Origin of the sequence: Sinorhizobium sojae CCBAU 05684 (assembly GCF_002288525.1) — a bacterium.
Taxonomy (GTDB): domain Bacteria; phylum Pseudomonadota; class Alphaproteobacteria; order Rhizobiales; family Rhizobiaceae; genus Sinorhizobium; species Sinorhizobium sojae.
Genome location: NZ_CP023067.1, coordinates 1,693,088 through 1,708,126 on the forward strand (window position 1 = coordinate 1,693,088; position 15,039 = coordinate 1,708,126).

The window sequence follows — 15,039 nt, forward strand, 5'->3', positions numbered from 1 at the left end:
AAGACACAGCCGCAAGGCCCGGGAGCGACCTGTAAAATGCCGATTGCGCAGCCACGCCAGCGCCGGAGAACATGAATGCCGATTTCCCTTGCAGCAACCGTCGAACATTTCCCGATCGCCGGCACCTTCACGATTTCACGCGGCTCGAAGACGACCGCCGACGTCGTCACCTGCCGCCTCACCGACGGCGCGCTGGCCGGCTCAGGCGAGTGCGTGCCCTATGGCCGGTATGGCGAAACCATCGAGACGGTGCTGAGCGAGATCGAAGCGGTTCGCCCGCTCGTCGAGCGCGGCATCGCCCGGGAGGAGCTTCAGCAGGCAATGAAGGCGGGTGCCGCCCGCAACGCCGTCGACTGCGCGCTCTGGGACCTGGAGGCGAAGCGAAGCGGTCGCTCCGCCGCTTTGCTGGCGGGGGTTGCCGAACCGAAGCCTTTGACCACAGCCTACACCATTTCCCTGGCCGAGCCGGAGGCAATGATGGCGCAAGCGGCGCGATACGCTCACCGCGCGCTACTCAAGGTAAAGGTCGGAACGGCGGATGACAGGGTCCGCATTCGCGCCGTGCGGCAGGCCGCCCCCTTGAGCCGCATCATCCTCGACGCCAATGAGGGGTGGAGCGAGGACAATCTCGCAATGCATTTCTCGGCCTGCCTCGAAAACGGCATTGCCCTCGTTGAGCAGCCGCTTCCAGCCGGTCGCGACGAAGCGCTGGCCCGGATTACCCGCCCGGTCCCGATCTGCGCCGATGAAAGTGTGCACAGGACGGAGGACCTGCAAGCGCTCGTCGGCCGCTATGACGCCGTCAACATCAAGCTCGACAAGACAGGCGGGCTCACCGAAGCCTTGCGCATGCGCCGCGCCGCCGAGGCGCTCGGCCTCAAGATCATGGTCGGTTGCATGGTCGGCAGTTCGCTGGCCATGGCGCCGGCAGTTCTCCTCGGCCAGGGCGCTGATTTCGTCGATCTCGACGGCCCGCTGCTGCTCGCCCAAGATCGTGATGCGAGCTTACGCTACGAGGCCTCGCTCGTCTTCCCGCCCGAGCCGAGCCTTTGGGGCTGAAGGTACCAGCCGGCAAACGCGAAGCAGGAGCCGGTCAGCGCGACGACCGCCATCGAATAGAAACCGGCGACGCCGAACCAGGCGTAGAAGTAACCTGACAGAAAGGTGAAGATCGCCGTGAACATGCCGGTGTAGAAGAAGTAGAGCCCCTGCGCCGAGGCCTCCTGCTCCTCGCTGACACGCTCCACGAGCTTGTGCTGCATGCCGGTATGCATGATCGCAAAGGTGAAGGCGTGGAAGCATTGGAGAATGAAGTAGCCGGAGAAGCCCAGCTCCATCGGGAAAATCAGCCAGCGCGCCACCGCCAGGAGACAGCCGGAAAAGATCATCGCCCAGACGCTGAAGCGCCGGATGATCCTTCTGGCGAAGAAGAACATGAGCACTTCCGCAGCTACGCCGGCGCTCCAGAGGATGCCGATCTGCGTGCCGCTGTAGCCGATGCTCTGCCAGTAGATGGCCGAAAAGGCATAGAGCATCGCATGGCTGCTGTTGACGAGCGTCACACCGATGAGGAGCAGTTGCAGGTCTGACTGACGCAGCGACTGTGGCGGCGGCTCGGTGATGGCCGTGATCGGTGATGGTCGGCGGGGCCGTCCGATCCGCGGCGCGGCAAGGGCCATCACGATCGTCAGCCCGAAGCCGACCGCCATCGCCGGCAACACCATGGCGCCGCCGATGAGGCCTGTCATCCAGCCGCCAAGCATGGTCGCGCCGATAAAGGCGATCGATCCCCAGACGCGCATATGCGCATAATCGAACCCCCAGCGGCGCACCCCCGACAGCGCGATCGCCTCGACGATCGGCAAATAGGGCGAATAGACCGCCGACTGCAGCGCATAGATCACGAGCACGGGCCAGAAGCTGTGCGCGAAGAAGAGGATGAAAGCGGTCGCAAGCGACAGACAGCCGGACCAGATGAGCACGATCGTGCGCTCTCCGAGCCGGTCAGCGAGCACGCCCGCAAGCGGCGCCGTGATGACGCGGATGAACATCGGCACGGCGAGCACCACGCCGATCTCGAAATCGCTCAGCGAAAGCGTGCTGAGCCAGACCGGAAAATACGGCATGGCGAAGCCGTTGACGATCAACGGAGCGCAAAACAGCAGCGCGAGGCGAAGCGCGAAATGGCGCGGAGGTGGCCCCAGAACCGGGGGCGCAGATGCGGGAATCATGGGAGGACCTGATGGCTGTGTGCCAGCTGTAGCACAACCGCCTCGCGGCGCACCATCCGCTAGTTTTCGCTACAGGCACTTCCGTACGGGGACAGACGCCGGTGCGTAGTCAGGCCGCCTGCTGCGCCGGAACGGACAAGGGCAGATCGACCCCGCTCGCGCTTCCCGTGTTTGCCGCACTGCCGCGCAGCCTGTGCCAGATGATCAGTTCCATCGTACCGTCGTGGTGCTCGGCGATCGCCGTGCAGCTCTCGACCCAGTCGCCGGTATTGATGTAGCGGATGCCGCCGACATCCTCGATCACCGCGTGGTGAATATGGCCGCAGATGACGCCCTGAGCCTGGTGGCGGAGCGCCTCCTCGGCCACGACCTTCTGGAACTCGCCGATGAAATTCACCGCATGCTTGACCTGCAGCTTGGCCCAGGATGAGAACGACCAATAGGGCATGCCGAGCCGGCGGCGGATCGCAGCAAGGCCGATGTTGATGGCGATCGCCATGTCGTAGGCCCAGTCGCCAAGATAGGCGAGCACCCGAGCGTTGCGCACGACTACGTCGAATTCGTCGCCATGCAGCACGAGATAATTCCGCCCGTCGGCACCCCGATGCATATGCCGCTGTGCGACCTCGATGCCACCGAAGTGCATTCCGGGAAAGTCACGCATGAACTCATCGTGGTTGCCGGGAACGTAGATGATACGCGTACCCTTGCGCGCCTTGCGCAGGAGCTTCTGGATGACGTCGTTGCACTGCTGCGGCCAATACCAGTTCCGTTTCAGCCGCCAGCCGTCGACGATATCGCCGACGAGGATGATGGTTTCGGCGTCGTGGTGGCGCAGGAAATCGAGCAGGTATTCCGTCCTGGCTGCTTTCGAGCCGAGGTGAAGGTCGGAAATGAAGAGCGTGCGCAATTTCCGGACGGGATTCGGTTCCGATACCGCTGCCGCTGCCATGCGAGCCTCGTCTTGCTAGAGCCATTTGCCCCGTCAAAACCAGACTCGTGTTTCAGGAAGATGACACGGACCGCTGCTTGCGCCATTCCGGCATGGGCAACCGGTCATTCTTGCCCGACACCGACATGGAAATGACTGAAAGCGAAAAACTATACGTCGCGCGCAAATCGTGCCAAAAGGCCAGCATGCAGGAATCGAGGAAGCAAGGTATGACCACGGGCGACAAAGCGAAATCCCAATCGGTGCCGGAGAGCGGCGATATCGACCAGCAGGCACTCTTCTTTCACCGCTATCCTCGCCCCGGCAAACTCGAGATCCAGCCGACCAAGCCGCTCGGCAATCAGCGTGACCTGGCGCTGGCCTATTCGCCCGGGGTCGCCGCCCCCTGCCTCGCCATTAGGGACAATCCGGAAACCGCCGCCGACTTCACCGCGCGCAGCAATCTCGTCGCCGTCATCTCGAACGGCACAGCCGTACTCGGCCTTGGCAATATCGGCCCCCTCGCCTCCAAGCCGGTCATGGAAGGCAAGGCCGTTCTCTTCAAGAAGTTCGCCGGCATCGACGTCTTCGACATCGAGATCGACGCGCCCACCGTCGAGCGCATGGTCGATGTCGTCTCCGCGCTCGAGCCGACCTTCGGCGGCATCAATCTCGAGGACATCAAGGCACCCGAATGCTTCGAGGTGGAGCGTCGCCTGCGCGAGATGATGGATATCCCCGTCTTCCACGATGACCAGCACGGCACCGCCATCATCGTCGCCGCCGCCGTCCTGAACGGGCTGGAACTTGCCGGCAAGGACATCGCCAAGGCGAAGATCGTCGCCTCCGGCGCGGGCGCTGCCGCGCTTGCATGCCTCAACCTGCTCGTGACGCTTGGCGCGAAACGCGAGAACATCTGGGTCCATGACATCGAAGGTCTTGTCTATAAGGGCCGCGAAGCGCTGATGGACGAGTGGAAGTCCGTCTACGCGCAGGAGAGCGACAATCGCGTGCTTGCCGACAGCATCGGCGGCGCCGACGTCTTCCTCGGCCTTTCGGCCGCCGGCGTGCTCAAGCCCGAGCTGCTGGCGCAAATGGCCGAGAAGCCGCTGATCATGGCGCTCGCCAATCCGACGCCGGAAATCATGCCGGAAGTCGCCCGCGCCGCACGCCCGGACGCGATGATCTGCACCGGCCGTTCCGACTATCCGAACCAGGTCAACAACGTCCTCTGCTTCCCCTATATTTTCCGCGGCGCGCTCGATTGCGGCGCGCGCACCATCAACGAAGAGATGAAATTGGCGGCCGTGCGGGCTATTGCCGGTCTTGCGCGCGAGGAACCGTCCGACGTTGCCGCCCGCGCCTATTCCGGCGAAACGCCGGTATTCGGACCCGATTATCTGATTCCCTCGCCCTTCGATCAGCGGCTGATCCTCAGGATCGCTCCAGCCGTCGCCAGGGCCGCCGCCGAAACCGACGTTGCAACCCGTCCGATCCAGGACTTCGACGCCTATCTCGACAAGCTCAATCGCTTCGTCTTCCGGTCCGGCTTCATCATGAAGCCGGTCTTCGCCGCCGCAAAGAATGCCGTGAAGAACCGTGTCATCTTTGCCGAGGGCGAGGATGAGCGGGTGCTGCGCGCCGCCCAGGTTCTGCTCGAGGAAAGCACCGCCCAGCCGATCCTGATCGGCCGTCCGCAGATCATCGAGACGCGGCTGCGCCGCTATGGCCTGCGTATCCGGCCCGATGTCGACTTCGAAGTGGTGAACCCCGAAGGCGACCCGCGTTACCGCGACTATGTCGACGACTATTTCAACCTTGTCGGCCGCCTCGGCGTCATTCCGGAGGCCGCGCGTACGATCGTGCGTACCAACACGACGGTAATCGGGGCCCTCGCAGTCAAGCGCGGGGAAGCGGATTCGCTGATCTGCGGCGTCGAAGGGCGCTACAGCAAACACTTGCGCGACGTATCCCAGATCATCGGCAAGAAACCGGGCGTCCATGATTTCTCCGCCCTTAGCCTCCTGATCTCGCAACGTGGCGCCACCTTCTTCACCGACACCTATGTCAGCTATGATCCCAGCGCCGAAGAGATTGCCCAAACGACGGTGATGGCCGCCGGCGAAATTCGCCGCTTCGGCATCACCCCGCGCGCCGCGCTCGTATCGCATTCGAACTTCGGCTCGCGCGATTCCGAAAGTGCCTCCAAGATGCGTGCGGCGCTCCGGCTCGTGCGCGAGCTTGCCCCGGACCTCGAGCTGGATGGCGAGATGCACGGCGACTCGGCGATTTCCGAAATCCTGCGCCAGCGGGTAATGCCGAACAGCACGCTGAAAGGGGAAGCCAACCTGCTCGTCTTCCCCAATCTCGATGCCGCAAACATCACGCTCGGTGTGGTCAAGACGATGACGGACAGCCTCCATGTGGGCCCGATCCTCCTGGGATCGGCCCTGCCGGCGCACATCCTTTCGCCCTCGGTGACGTCGCGCGGCGTCGTCAACATGGCCGCACTCGCCGTCGTGGAGGCAAGCCATCCCGCATAGCGACCTTTACGCGTCTGAGAGACGCGCGGCGCCGTAGGGAGGACGAGGAAGTCCCTCCTTTTCTCCAGCAGGTTCCCGTCTCAGCGCCTTCCAATCGCGCGAGATGATCTCAGATCTGTTAGGTCTGCGATCATCTTTGTCGAAGCGATCGCTGTTTCAGCAATCGCGCATTTGGCGATTTATAAGTCCTGCCCCCACAAAACCACAATCACCGATTGATATATCAGGATAGTTGCAGGGCTTACAAAATATAGCACTAGACAAAGACAGCCTCCCTAAACCATGTTTATTCTAGGGGCATGAATCGGTGTTACGGCATGACTAATGAACAGGCTGTCCTCGATCTGCTGGATATCGTCGAATACGGAGGCTGCGCCGAACCGCAGCAATTCTTTGCCTTGATGCGCCGCACCTTCAATATTGCGCATCTCCTCTACCTCGAAGCGGAACCATCGTCAGAAGGCTTGAAGGTCTGCCGCTTGCATCACACCTTCGGCGCCTATGCCGCCGAAATCTACCATTCGAGAGGGCTCCACCGGATCGACCCGATCCTGAGACTTGCTCTCGGCGGCGTCAGGCCCGTCGAATGGGCGACGGCCCGCCGACGCTTCCCCGAATGCGAACCGCTTTTCGAGGCGGCAGAGGAGATCGGCCTTTCGACGGAAGGCGTGGCGCTGCCGCTTCCGTGTCCGGCTGGCCGTGTGGCGCTTCTCGCCATCGGTTCCAACCTTTCGCCGGCGGAATGGTCCGTCTATCGGCGCCGTCACCTGCGTGATTTCCAATTGGCCGCCAATCTGTTTCACGCCTCGATGCTCGAGCATTCGGCGATGGCCGGTGCAATGGACGAGCGGGACACGAGGCTGACCTTGCGTGAAACGGAGGTCCTCACCTGGTCGGCAGCCGGCAAGAGCTACTGGGAAATCGCCACGATCCTCGGCATCTCCGAGCGCACGGTTCGCTTCTTCATGACCAATGCCCGGCGCAAGCTCAACGTGGTGTCCAACACGCAGGCCGTCGCGCAGGCCGTGCGCCATGCATTGATCCCTACCATCTGACGGGTCGACTTGCCGGGCCGACCCGGAAATCGGCTCGATGGCCCCCCCAATTTACCGGGAAAATGGCAGCGATTGAACTGTCACTATCGACAGTTACATGTGTCATCGGAGCCTGACAGCATCGCGCCATCGAACGAAAACGATGGAGCGAAAAATGATCAGGATAGTGAACGGTAACGCTCGCGGACGACATCCACAGGCCATCGACGAAATGTTTAGGCTTCGCAAGCGCGTCTTCCATGATTTCCTGAAATGGGATGTCAAGACGGAGGGTGAGTGGGAAATCGACCACTACGACAAGGCCAATCCGCTCTATGTAATGTCCTATTCGCCGGAGACCGGGAAATTGCGCGGCTCGCTGCGGCTGCTGCCGACGCTCGGCCCGAACATGCTGGACGACACCTTCCCGATCCTGCTCGGCGACAATCCTGAGATCCGCAGCGCAGAGGTCTGGGAATCGAGCCGCTTCTGCATCGATCCCGATATTTCGCAGGATCGCGCATCGAACCAGGTCACGGTCGCCGCGGCCGAGCTCATGTGCGGGGTCGGCGAATTGAGCCTGAGCTCCGGCATCACGCATATCGTGACGGTGACCGACGTATTCCTGGAGCGGATGTTCCGGCGGATGGGATGCCCCGGGGAACGGATCGGCGATCCGCAACGGATCGGCAATGTCTACGCGGTCGCCATCGCCTGGGAAGTGTCGCAAAGACTGCTCGAAACCATGAAGGCGGTCGCCACGATAGAGGGCACGGTGCTGGAACGCCCGATGTCGCTCGAAACCGCCAGAGCGGCCTGACACACTTCTCCCGCGCCGCGCTCTACGCTCGCGCAGGGCGGCCCGGCCTCCATTATCGGCCGCACCCGTTAACGCAGAAGCCGTCTTGCGGTTGCGTCGGCCAGGATAGAGCCTAGAATGGAGGCCTAGCGCATCGGCCCGAATGTCGGACCCGATTTTCGGAAAGCCCGATGCGCGGTTCAAAGAACTACAGCGTCCTTTGTGCGTCCGTAAGGGCGCACGGCGCTGTAGAGACGGATGCGGCTGCTTCGGTGACCGCTCCGCCGGAATGCGGGAAGAAAAAAGTGTCGGGATCTCCGAGTAACGCGCCCCGCGGCCTCGCGTGGCTTGCGTCTGCGCTTCTGCCTTTGGCATTGGCAATGGCAGACGAGGCGTCGGCCTCGAGCGTCTGCGAGCGCCTTCAGGCCCGCCTCGCCGGCATGCCGACCACGTTCAACTCGAATGCAAACCTGCGCGATTTCACCGGCGCGATTTCCCGCCAGAACATCGAGCTTCGTCGCGCCCGGAACGATCGGAGACGGCTCGGATGCAGCCGCGGCAGCATCATAGTCATCGATGACAATACCCCCTTCTGCGCCGAGTTGGACGACACGATCGCACGAATGGAGGCCAATCTCCAGGAATTGAAGATGCATCGACAGCAACTGGTGTCGAACGGCAGCGAAGACGCGCGCCGGCGCATTGTCGCCGCGATGGAGATCAACGGCTGCATCCCGGTGCGCGGCGACGATTGGGACGAGCTTGACGAGTTCGCGACGACGACCGAAGCCGACATCCATCGCAACATCCTCCGGGACCTGGCCCCGGACAGCGAGAATTATCCGTTGCTCTTCGAGGAGCCGGGGATCCAGGATTTCTCGCCGATGGAGGGATACGGGAACGGTGGCTTACGGACCATGTGCGTAAGGACCTGCGATGGCGCCTTCTTCCCTATTTCGTCGAACGCCTCACCGGCGGATTTCCCGCGCGATGCCGAGAGCTGCCGCGCACGGTGCCCCGGGACCGAGACGGAACTCTATTATCACGTGCTTGCCACCGAGGAGAGCGATCAGATGGTCTCGGCATCGACCGGCAGGCCCTATAGCGAGCTGCCGACGGCCTTTGCCTATCGTACGCGCGACGTCGGTGCACCCGGGGCCTGCGGCTGCAAGCCACCGAAGGCGGCCGGCGGAACGAACCGCGGGAACGCACCCGCAACCAGTCTATCGGCAGCCAGCCCCTCTGTCGTGACCATCGGGGGCGACAGGGCGGGGAAGACGGCTGACGGGACGACTGAAAGCGCCGCCGCTAATCCCGCCAAGGAGCGCCCCTATGACCCGAAGAGCAACAAGGTACGTATTGTCGGCCCGACCTTCCTGCCGCCGGAAGAAAGCGAGATCGACCTCAAGAACCCTTTGGGACCAAGCTATCAGCCGCAGCAGGCGAACTGACCGCGAGAATTTGGAAACAACGCTCTGAAAAAAGACGCTATTTCGGGTTCACATCCAGGCTTGCGGAAAGACCCCACCCTTCCTCGAATGTCAGTTCCTCGAGCGGGAGGCGCTGGCGCCATCCCTTTACTGCCAGTTCCGGCTGCTGATAGAGCCGGTCGACGAAACCGAGGCATAGCCAGGCGACGATTTCGATATGCTCCGGTATGCCCAGGATCGCCTTGATCTCGCTTTCATGGAAGATGCTGACCCAGCCGACGCCGACTCCCTCGGCGCGCGCGGCGAGCCAGAGATTCTGCACCGCGCAGACGGTCGAGTAGACATCCATCTGTGGATTGTGCGTGCGCCCGAGGACGACCGAGCCGCCGCGCGTGCGGTCGCAGGTCACGCAGATGCTGAGCGGCGCCTTGCGGATTCCTTCGAGCTTCAGTGCGCGATATTTCGCCTGGGCTTCGTCCGCGAACATTCGTGCGGCCTCCTCATTGGCGCGCTGAAAGGCATGCCACGCCTTCTCCCGCGTCTCATTCCCGCGCACGAGAACGAAGTTCCAAGGCTGCATGAAGCCCACGGACGGGGCATTATGCGCAGCGGCAAGCAACCGGGCGATCAGAGGTTCGGGCAGCGGCTCGGGGAGAAATTCGTCGCGCACATCGCGGCGCGTTTCGATCGCACGGTAGACGGCGGCACGCTCGTCGGCTGAAAAAGCTCCGGCCGCGACAAGGCAGCCGTTCGGGTCAGGCAGCATCGTTCGATCCCCAACAATGCACAACCTCCCGCCGTCCACGCGGGGCCGGTCTATCTTGCCAGGCCGGTCTTCTGACTCCGGTTCGCCCGGCCGCGCCGCCTTCCCGAATCGCTGGATTCAGTGGCAAGGCTCTGAAGAAACCTCAGAGCCGACTGGCGTGGCCGTCCCCGTCACAGCGTTGGGCACGTTCCGGAATTGCACCGGCTTCCCGATTCTCCCGCGCATGCGGGCACCTGACGGGGCGCATATGGACACAGGCGCCTGCGAAAGGCAAGGCATGCCACTACCGTTCGGGCCGATAGCGGACGAAGGCGAAGGCATCGCCCGACGGCGACCAATTCGGGACGTTCATGGTTCCCTGCCCGCCGAAGAGCTGGAACAGGACGTGTGCATCGCCGCCTTCCGGATCCATCAGCCGCAGCCGCACGTGGAGATCGCGCGGGTGGTCGAAAACCTCGCCATCATAGGAGAGCACCAAGAGGTGCCTGCCATTGGGTGACGGATGCGGAAACCAATCGCCATAGGGGCTGTCGGTGATACGCTGGACATCGCTGCCGTCTGGCCGGATCCGCCAGATCTGCATGCGGCCCGTACGGCTGGAGTTGAAATAGATCCACTTACCGTCGGGCGACCAATCCGGCCCGTCGTTGCGGCCTTCGCCCCACGTCAATCGGCGCTCCTCGCCGCCCTCGACCGAAATCGTATAGATGTCGAAAACCTGGTCACGAATACCGCAATAGGTCAGCGTCCGACCATCGGGCGACCAACCGTGCCAATAGGAGGGAAGCTTCGGCGTCACGAGCCGCGGCGTGCCGCCCTCGATCGGCAGGAGATAGATCGCCGACTTGCCGAATTCGGTCTTGTCGCTGATGGCGAGCGTCGTTCCGTCCGGCGAAATGCCGTGGTCGTTATTGCACTGGCGGGCAATGCCCGTATCGATCTCGACAGGATCGGGCGCCCCGTCGAGCCCTATGCGATGGAGCCGTCCATGGCCGTTGACGACCAGGAAGCGCCCGTCTGGCGACCAGTTCGGCGCTTCGACCAGCCGTTCCGTCTGCCAGACCACGCGGGTCTCAGCTGTCGCGATGTCGAAGATCTCCACCGAACTACGCATGAACTATCCCCTGTCGCGGAAGCGATTGGTGATGGGATAGCGCCGGTCGCGGCCGAAATTCTTCTTGGTGATCTTCACGCCGGGCGCAGACTGCCGGCGCTTGTATTCCGCGATGTAGAGCAGGTGCTCGACGCGATGGACGATCGCCTCCTCGTGGCCGCGGGCGACGATTTCCTCGGTGCTCATCTCCTTTTCCACCAGGCATTCGAGGATGTCGTCAAGCACCGGATAGGGCGGCAGCGAGTCCTGGTCGGTCTGGTTCGGCCGAAGCTCGGCGGAAGGCGCCTTGTCGATGATGTTCTGCGGAATGACTTCGCCGGAAGGGCCGAGCGCGCCGGGCGGTACCGTGCCGTTGCGCCAGCGTGCCAGCGCATAGACCTGCATCTTGTAGAGATCCTTGATCGGATTGAACCCGCCGTTCATGTCGCCATAGAGCGTGGCGTAGCCGACCGATATTTCCGACTTGTTGCCGGTCGTCACCACCATCGAACCGAACTTGTTGGAGATCGCCATCAGTATCGTCCCGCGCGTGCGGCTCTGCAGGTTCTCCTCGGTAATGCCGGGCTCCGTGCCCTCGAACATATCCGAGAGCGCGTCGAGAAAACCCTCGACCGGCTCTTCGATCGCGACGACATCGTAGCGGCAGCCGAGCGCCTTGGCGCAGGCTTCGGCATCCGTCAGCGAGGCCTCCGACGTATAACGATAGGGCAGCATGACGGTGCGCACGCGCTCCTCGCCGAGCGCATCGACCGCGAGGGCCGCGCACATCGCCGAATCGATGCCACCCGAAAGGCCAAGCACGACATTCTTGAAGCCGTTCTTGTTGACGTAGTCGCGAAACCCCAGCATGCAGGCGCGATAATCCGTCTCCTCGCTTTCCGGAAGGCGCGACTGGTGCCCGTTGGCCGAGACCCAGCCGTCCGAGCCCCTCATCCATTCCGAAATCGAAACCGCCTCTTCGAACTGGCTCATCTGGAAGGCGAGCGATCGGTCGGCATTAAAGGCGAAGCTCGCACCGTCGAAGACGAGTTCGTCCTGGCCGCCGAACTGGTTGGCGTAGATCATCGGCAGCCCGGTCTCGATTACCTGCTTCAGCACGACCTGATGACGCACGTCCACCTTGCCGCGATAATAAGGTGAGCCGTTCGGTGAAAGCAGAATCTCCGCGCCGCTCTCCGCGAGCGTCTCGCAAACGCCGAGCTCGCCCCAGATATCCTCGCAGATCGGGATGCCGATGCGTATGCCGCGGAAATTGACCGGCCCCGGCATTTCGCCGGCGTCGAACACGCGCTTCTCGTCGAATTCGCCGTAGTTCGGCAGATCCACCTTGTCGCGAACGGCGATGATCTTGCCGGTATCCAGCACCGCCACCGAATTGTGCCGGCGCCCGGCTGCCTGGCGCGGAAAACCGACGATGACGCCCGGGCCGCCGTCAGCGGTCTCCTCGGCGAGCGTCTCGACCGCCCGCTCGCAGGCTTTGAGGAATGCCGGCTTCAGGACCAGGTCTTCCGGCGGATAACCGGAAACGAAGAGCTCCGTCAGCAGCAGAAGGTCGGCACCTTGGCGCGCCGCGTCCGCGCGCGCCTCGCGTGCCTTGGCGAGATTGCCGGCAACATCGCCAACGGTCGGGTTGAGCTGGGCCACGGCGATGCGTAGCGTCGAAGGTGCGGCATTCTGTGTGGTCATGGCTGGCCTGTCGATGTTTCGTCAGAAAATGAGTCCGGTGGACACCCCGTTCTATCGTATCCGGCGACAAAAGAACGCACGCAATCGCGGTCAGACGCGGAATAATCTGAATAATTCAGCTTTATCCGCGCGTTAGGCACCAACACCCGTCTTTCCAGTCACCGGAACACAGTAGCCTCTCCACCGGTTCGGCCATTCATCGCCCGTTCAAGATGACGGCAGTATGACAGTAACGTGAAACTTTTGTGAAGCTTGAGAGGCTGTGGCCACGATGAAATCCATCACCGGGACGGATTCCGAAATCTACGCCGAGCGGCCGAGTTTCGCCGCTCGGCACGCCCGGACCCTGGCTGGCCTGCGCAGCGCGTTGCTCTCGCTATTCCTGGCGATAACGCTCGTCTTCGCGATCGAAGCCGTCGGTCGCCACTCCATCTCCGACACGATCGACTTTTTCGCGGATTCGGCGCGCCCCGCCTGGGTGACGGTCGCGGTTTTCTTTCTCGTCCTGCTTGGGCTCGACGCCATCTTCGGCCGTGAGCATAAGGCCACGCTGGTGGTCGCCCCCCTTGCGGTACTCCCGGCCTTCATCAGCCAGCAGAAGCAGGTCTTCCTCTCCGATCCGCTCTACCCGACCGACTTTCTCTTCGGCCGGCAGATCATGGAACTGATGCCGGTACTCGTAAAGGACCGGCCATGGACCGCGGTCGGCTGCGTGGTTGGTCTGCTCGCCGCAATGGTCGTGACCGGCCTGCTCTTGCGATATGCCTGGCGCAACTTCCCGCGCTTGACGCGGCGCGAACGCCTGGCCCGGCTGGCCTTTGCGTTACCGCTGCTCATCGCCTTCTGGAACGTCATGGACTACACGCAGTTCTCGTGGATCCGCGATCGGCTGCGCGTGGTCCCCATCATGTGGGACCAAAGCGAGAACTATCGGCACAACGGCTTTGCGCTCGCCTTCATGATCAATCTGCCGATGGCCAATGTTAGTGCGCCGGCCGGTTACATGGCCGAGGCGATCGACAAGATTCCCGTCAAACCGCTTCCCGCCGGCACGACGCATCGCAGCAAGCCGGACGTGATCGTACTGATGAGCGAATCCTTCTGGGATCCGACCCTTTTGCCGAATGTGACGCTGAAGCCCGATCCGATGCCGACGGTCCGCGCGTTGCAGGGGGGCACCGTCTTCTCACCTGAATTCGGCGGAATGACCGCCAATGTCGAATTCGAAGCGCTGACCGGCTTCTCCAACGCATTCCTGCCCTATGGCAGCATCCCCTATCAGCAATATATCCGCAATCCGATCCCGTCGCTGGCAACCTTCTTCCGCGGCGAGGGCTACGCCGCGCGTGCCATCCATCCCTTCCAGGGCTGGTTCTGGAACCGCACGGCGGTCTACAAGGCCTTCGGCTTCGACACCTTCCGCGACCAGGACAACATGCCGACCATGAAGAAGCGCGGCATGTTTGCCTCGGACGAGGCGCTCACGAAGGAGATTATCCGCCAGGCGGACGCCATGCAGGATCCCTTCTTCTTCTTCGCAGTGACGCTGCAAGGCCACGGCCCCTATGAACCGAACCGTTACGTGAAGAACACGATCGAGGTCGAAGGCAATCTGCCGGAGAAGGACCGTCAGGTGCTCGCCACCTATGCGCAGGGCATCAAGGAGGCCGACGACAGCCTCAAGATGCTGATGGAGTGGGCGGAAAAGCGGGACCGGGAGACGATTATCGTCCTCTTCGGCGACCACCTCCCGCCGCTGCATACGGTCTATACCAGCACGGGCTACATGAAGAATGTGACCGCGGAGCGCAAGGGATCGAAGGACGAGATGAGGGCCGGCCACGAAACGCCGCTTGTCGTCTGGTCGAACAAGACCGGAGCGCAGAAGGACGTCGGCGCCATCAGCCCCGCCTTCCTTTCCTACACGATCCTGAAGCAGGCGGGCTATGAGCACCCCTACTACACCGGTTTTCTCGGCGAAGTGCACGAGCGGTTCCGCGTCGTCGACCGCTACATGCTGCTCCGTGAGGACGGCACCGACGTCGCAGACTGGCAACGCCAGCGGAAGGTGCCGCGATGGCTGCGGGACTACCGTTTCCTTCAGCACGACATGATGTTCGGCAAGCGCTACGGCACCGAACGCTTCTTCGACTCGCATGCCGAACTGTTCGGCGCGGGATCGTAACCCTCGATAAGAGGCGAACCTCCGCGCCCCTCATCACAGCCCCACCCGTCAAGGTCACTGACGGCGTTGTGCGTCCTTTCGGCGAAGGCCGCTGTGGCACGACTGAACGGCACCCCTCCACCGGTTTCCTGTGCAACTCTTCCTGTGTGCTTGGCGGACCCGCATCGGTGAAGTAACGCCTCCGCCGCCGCAACCAATAGGCGTAGTCGTACCGGCCTGCTCCAAAACCACCGCGATAGGTTGAAACAGTGCAGGAAAATTAACGAATGCGGCGCACCCTAGAGATGCAGGAATTCTGAAATGCCAGCAATGATGAACGC

General features: G+C 62.6%; 11 protein-coding genes and 1 riboswitch. Of the genes, 6 read left to right on the top strand and 5 right to left on the bottom strand.

Translation table 11 applies throughout. The annotated features are described in order from the left end of the window. Positions 1–75 precede the first annotated feature (75 nt). Positions 76–1,059, top strand: coding sequence for an N-acetyl-D-Glu racemase DgcA (dgcA, locus tag SJ05684_RS08320; protein WP_034857521.1), 984 nt, complete (start codon positions 76–78; stop codon positions 1,057–1,059). On the opposite strand, the gene SJ05684_RS08325 is transcribed toward dgcA, so the two are convergent. Together SJ05684_RS08325 and SJ05684_RS08330 are read right to left on the bottom strand one after the other, a co-directional pair. After that, a complete protein-coding gene (locus SJ05684_RS08325) occupies positions 1,011–2,231 on the bottom strand; it encodes an MFS transporter (RefSeq protein ID WP_034857520.1) in 1,221 nt (406 codons plus the stop codon). The genes dgcA and SJ05684_RS08325 overlap by 49 nt on opposite strands. A gap of 109 nt (positions 2,232–2,340) precedes the next feature. Next, positions 2,341–3,183, bottom strand: a complete 843-nt coding sequence (locus tag SJ05684_RS08330) for a UDP-2,3-diacylglucosamine diphosphatase (protein WP_034857519.1) — start codon at positions 3,181–3,183, stop codon at positions 2,341–2,343. A 209-nt stretch (positions 3,184–3,392) separates the two neighbouring features. Here SJ05684_RS08330 and SJ05684_RS08335 point away from each other — a divergent pair, with 209 nt between their 5' ends. From SJ05684_RS08335 to SJ05684_RS08350, 4 genes are all read left to right on the top strand, one after another. Next, positions 3,393–5,705, top strand: coding sequence for an NADP-dependent malic enzyme (locus SJ05684_RS08335; RefSeq protein ID WP_034857532.1), 2,313 nt, complete (start codon positions 3,393–3,395; stop codon positions 5,703–5,705). Between the two features lie 317 nt (positions 5,706–6,022). Next, entirely contained in the window at positions 6,023–6,760 is a 738-nt protein-coding gene (locus SJ05684_RS08340) for a helix-turn-helix transcriptional regulator (protein WP_034857518.1), read from the top strand. A gap of 154 nt (positions 6,761–6,914) precedes the next feature. Further along, positions 6,915–7,559, top strand: coding sequence for an acyl-homoserine-lactone synthase (locus SJ05684_RS08345; protein WP_034857531.1), 645 nt, complete (start codon positions 6,915–6,917; stop codon positions 7,557–7,559). A 284-nt stretch (positions 7,560–7,843) separates the two neighbouring features. Continuing rightward, positions 7,844–8,989 (top strand): DUF2865 domain-containing protein, encoded by a 1,146-nt coding sequence (locus SJ05684_RS08350; protein WP_034857530.1) that lies wholly within the window; start codon positions 7,844–7,846, stop codon positions 8,987–8,989. A 37-nt stretch (positions 8,990–9,026) separates the two neighbouring features. Here the strand turns inward: SJ05684_RS08350 and bluB are convergent, their stop codons facing one another. From bluB to SJ05684_RS08365, 3 genes are all read right to left on the bottom strand, one after another. Beyond that, positions 9,027–9,734 carry a 5,6-dimethylbenzimidazole synthase gene (gene bluB, locus SJ05684_RS08355; RefSeq protein ID WP_034857516.1) on the bottom strand — a complete coding sequence of 236 codons (708 nt, stop codon included), beginning with the start codon at positions 9,732–9,734 and terminating at the stop codon, positions 9,027–9,029. A gap of 44 nt (positions 9,735–9,778) precedes the next feature. Next, positions 9,779–9,986, bottom strand: a riboswitch (cobalamin riboswitch). Positions 9,987–10,017: 31 nt separating this feature from the next. Next, the gene (locus SJ05684_RS08360; protein ID WP_034857515.1) at positions 10,018–10,848 is read right to left on the bottom strand and encodes a TolB family protein; all 831 of its coding nucleotides are present in this window, start codon (positions 10,846–10,848) and stop codon (positions 10,018–10,020) included. A 3-nt stretch (positions 10,849–10,851) separates the two neighbouring features. After that, positions 10,852–12,534, bottom strand: a complete 1,683-nt coding sequence (locus tag SJ05684_RS08365) for an NAD+ synthase (RefSeq protein ID WP_034857514.1) — start codon at positions 12,532–12,534, stop codon at positions 10,852–10,854. Positions 12,535–12,805: 271 nt separating this feature from the next. Between SJ05684_RS08365 and SJ05684_RS08370 the strand changes: the two genes are divergently transcribed. Beyond that, entirely contained in the window at positions 12,806–14,719 is a 1,914-nt protein-coding gene (locus SJ05684_RS08370) for an LTA synthase family protein (RefSeq protein ID WP_085939127.1), read from the top strand. The last annotated feature ends 320 nt before the right edge of the window (positions 14,720–15,039 follow it).

Excerpts from the sequence above, each read along its gene's own strand:
- dgcA (WP_034857521.1), top strand. The coding sequence starts at position 76 with ATGCCGATTTCCCTTGCAGCAACCGTCGAACATTTCCCGATCGCCGGC.
- SJ05684_RS08325 (WP_034857520.1), bottom strand. The coding sequence starts at position 2,231 with ATGATTCCCGCATCTGCGCCCCCGGTTCTGGGGCCACCTCCGCGCCAT.
- SJ05684_RS08330 (WP_034857519.1), bottom strand. The coding sequence starts at position 3,183 with ATGGCAGCGGCAGCGGTATCGGAACCGAATCCCGTCCGGAAATTGCGC.
- SJ05684_RS08335 (WP_034857532.1), top strand. The coding sequence starts at position 3,393 with ATGACCACGGGCGACAAAGCGAAATCCCAATCGGTGCCGGAGAGCGGC.
- SJ05684_RS08340 (WP_034857518.1), top strand. The coding sequence starts at position 6,023 with ATGACTAATGAACAGGCTGTCCTCGATCTGCTGGATATCGTCGAATAC.
- SJ05684_RS08345 (WP_034857531.1), top strand. The coding sequence starts at position 6,915 with ATGATCAGGATAGTGAACGGTAACGCTCGCGGACGACATCCACAGGCC.
- bluB (WP_034857516.1), bottom strand. The coding sequence starts at position 9,734 with ATGCTGCCTGACCCGAACGGCTGCCTTGTCGCGGCCGGAGCTTTTTCA.
- SJ05684_RS08360 (WP_034857515.1), bottom strand. The coding sequence starts at position 10,848 with ATGCGTAGTTCGGTGGAGATCTTCGACATCGCGACAGCTGAGACCCGC.
- SJ05684_RS08365 (WP_034857514.1), bottom strand. The coding sequence starts at position 12,534 with ATGACCACACAGAATGCCGCACCTTCGACGCTACGCATCGCCGTGGCC.
- SJ05684_RS08370 (WP_085939127.1), top strand. The coding sequence starts at position 12,806 with ATGAAATCCATCACCGGGACGGATTCCGAAATCTACGCCGAGCGGCCG.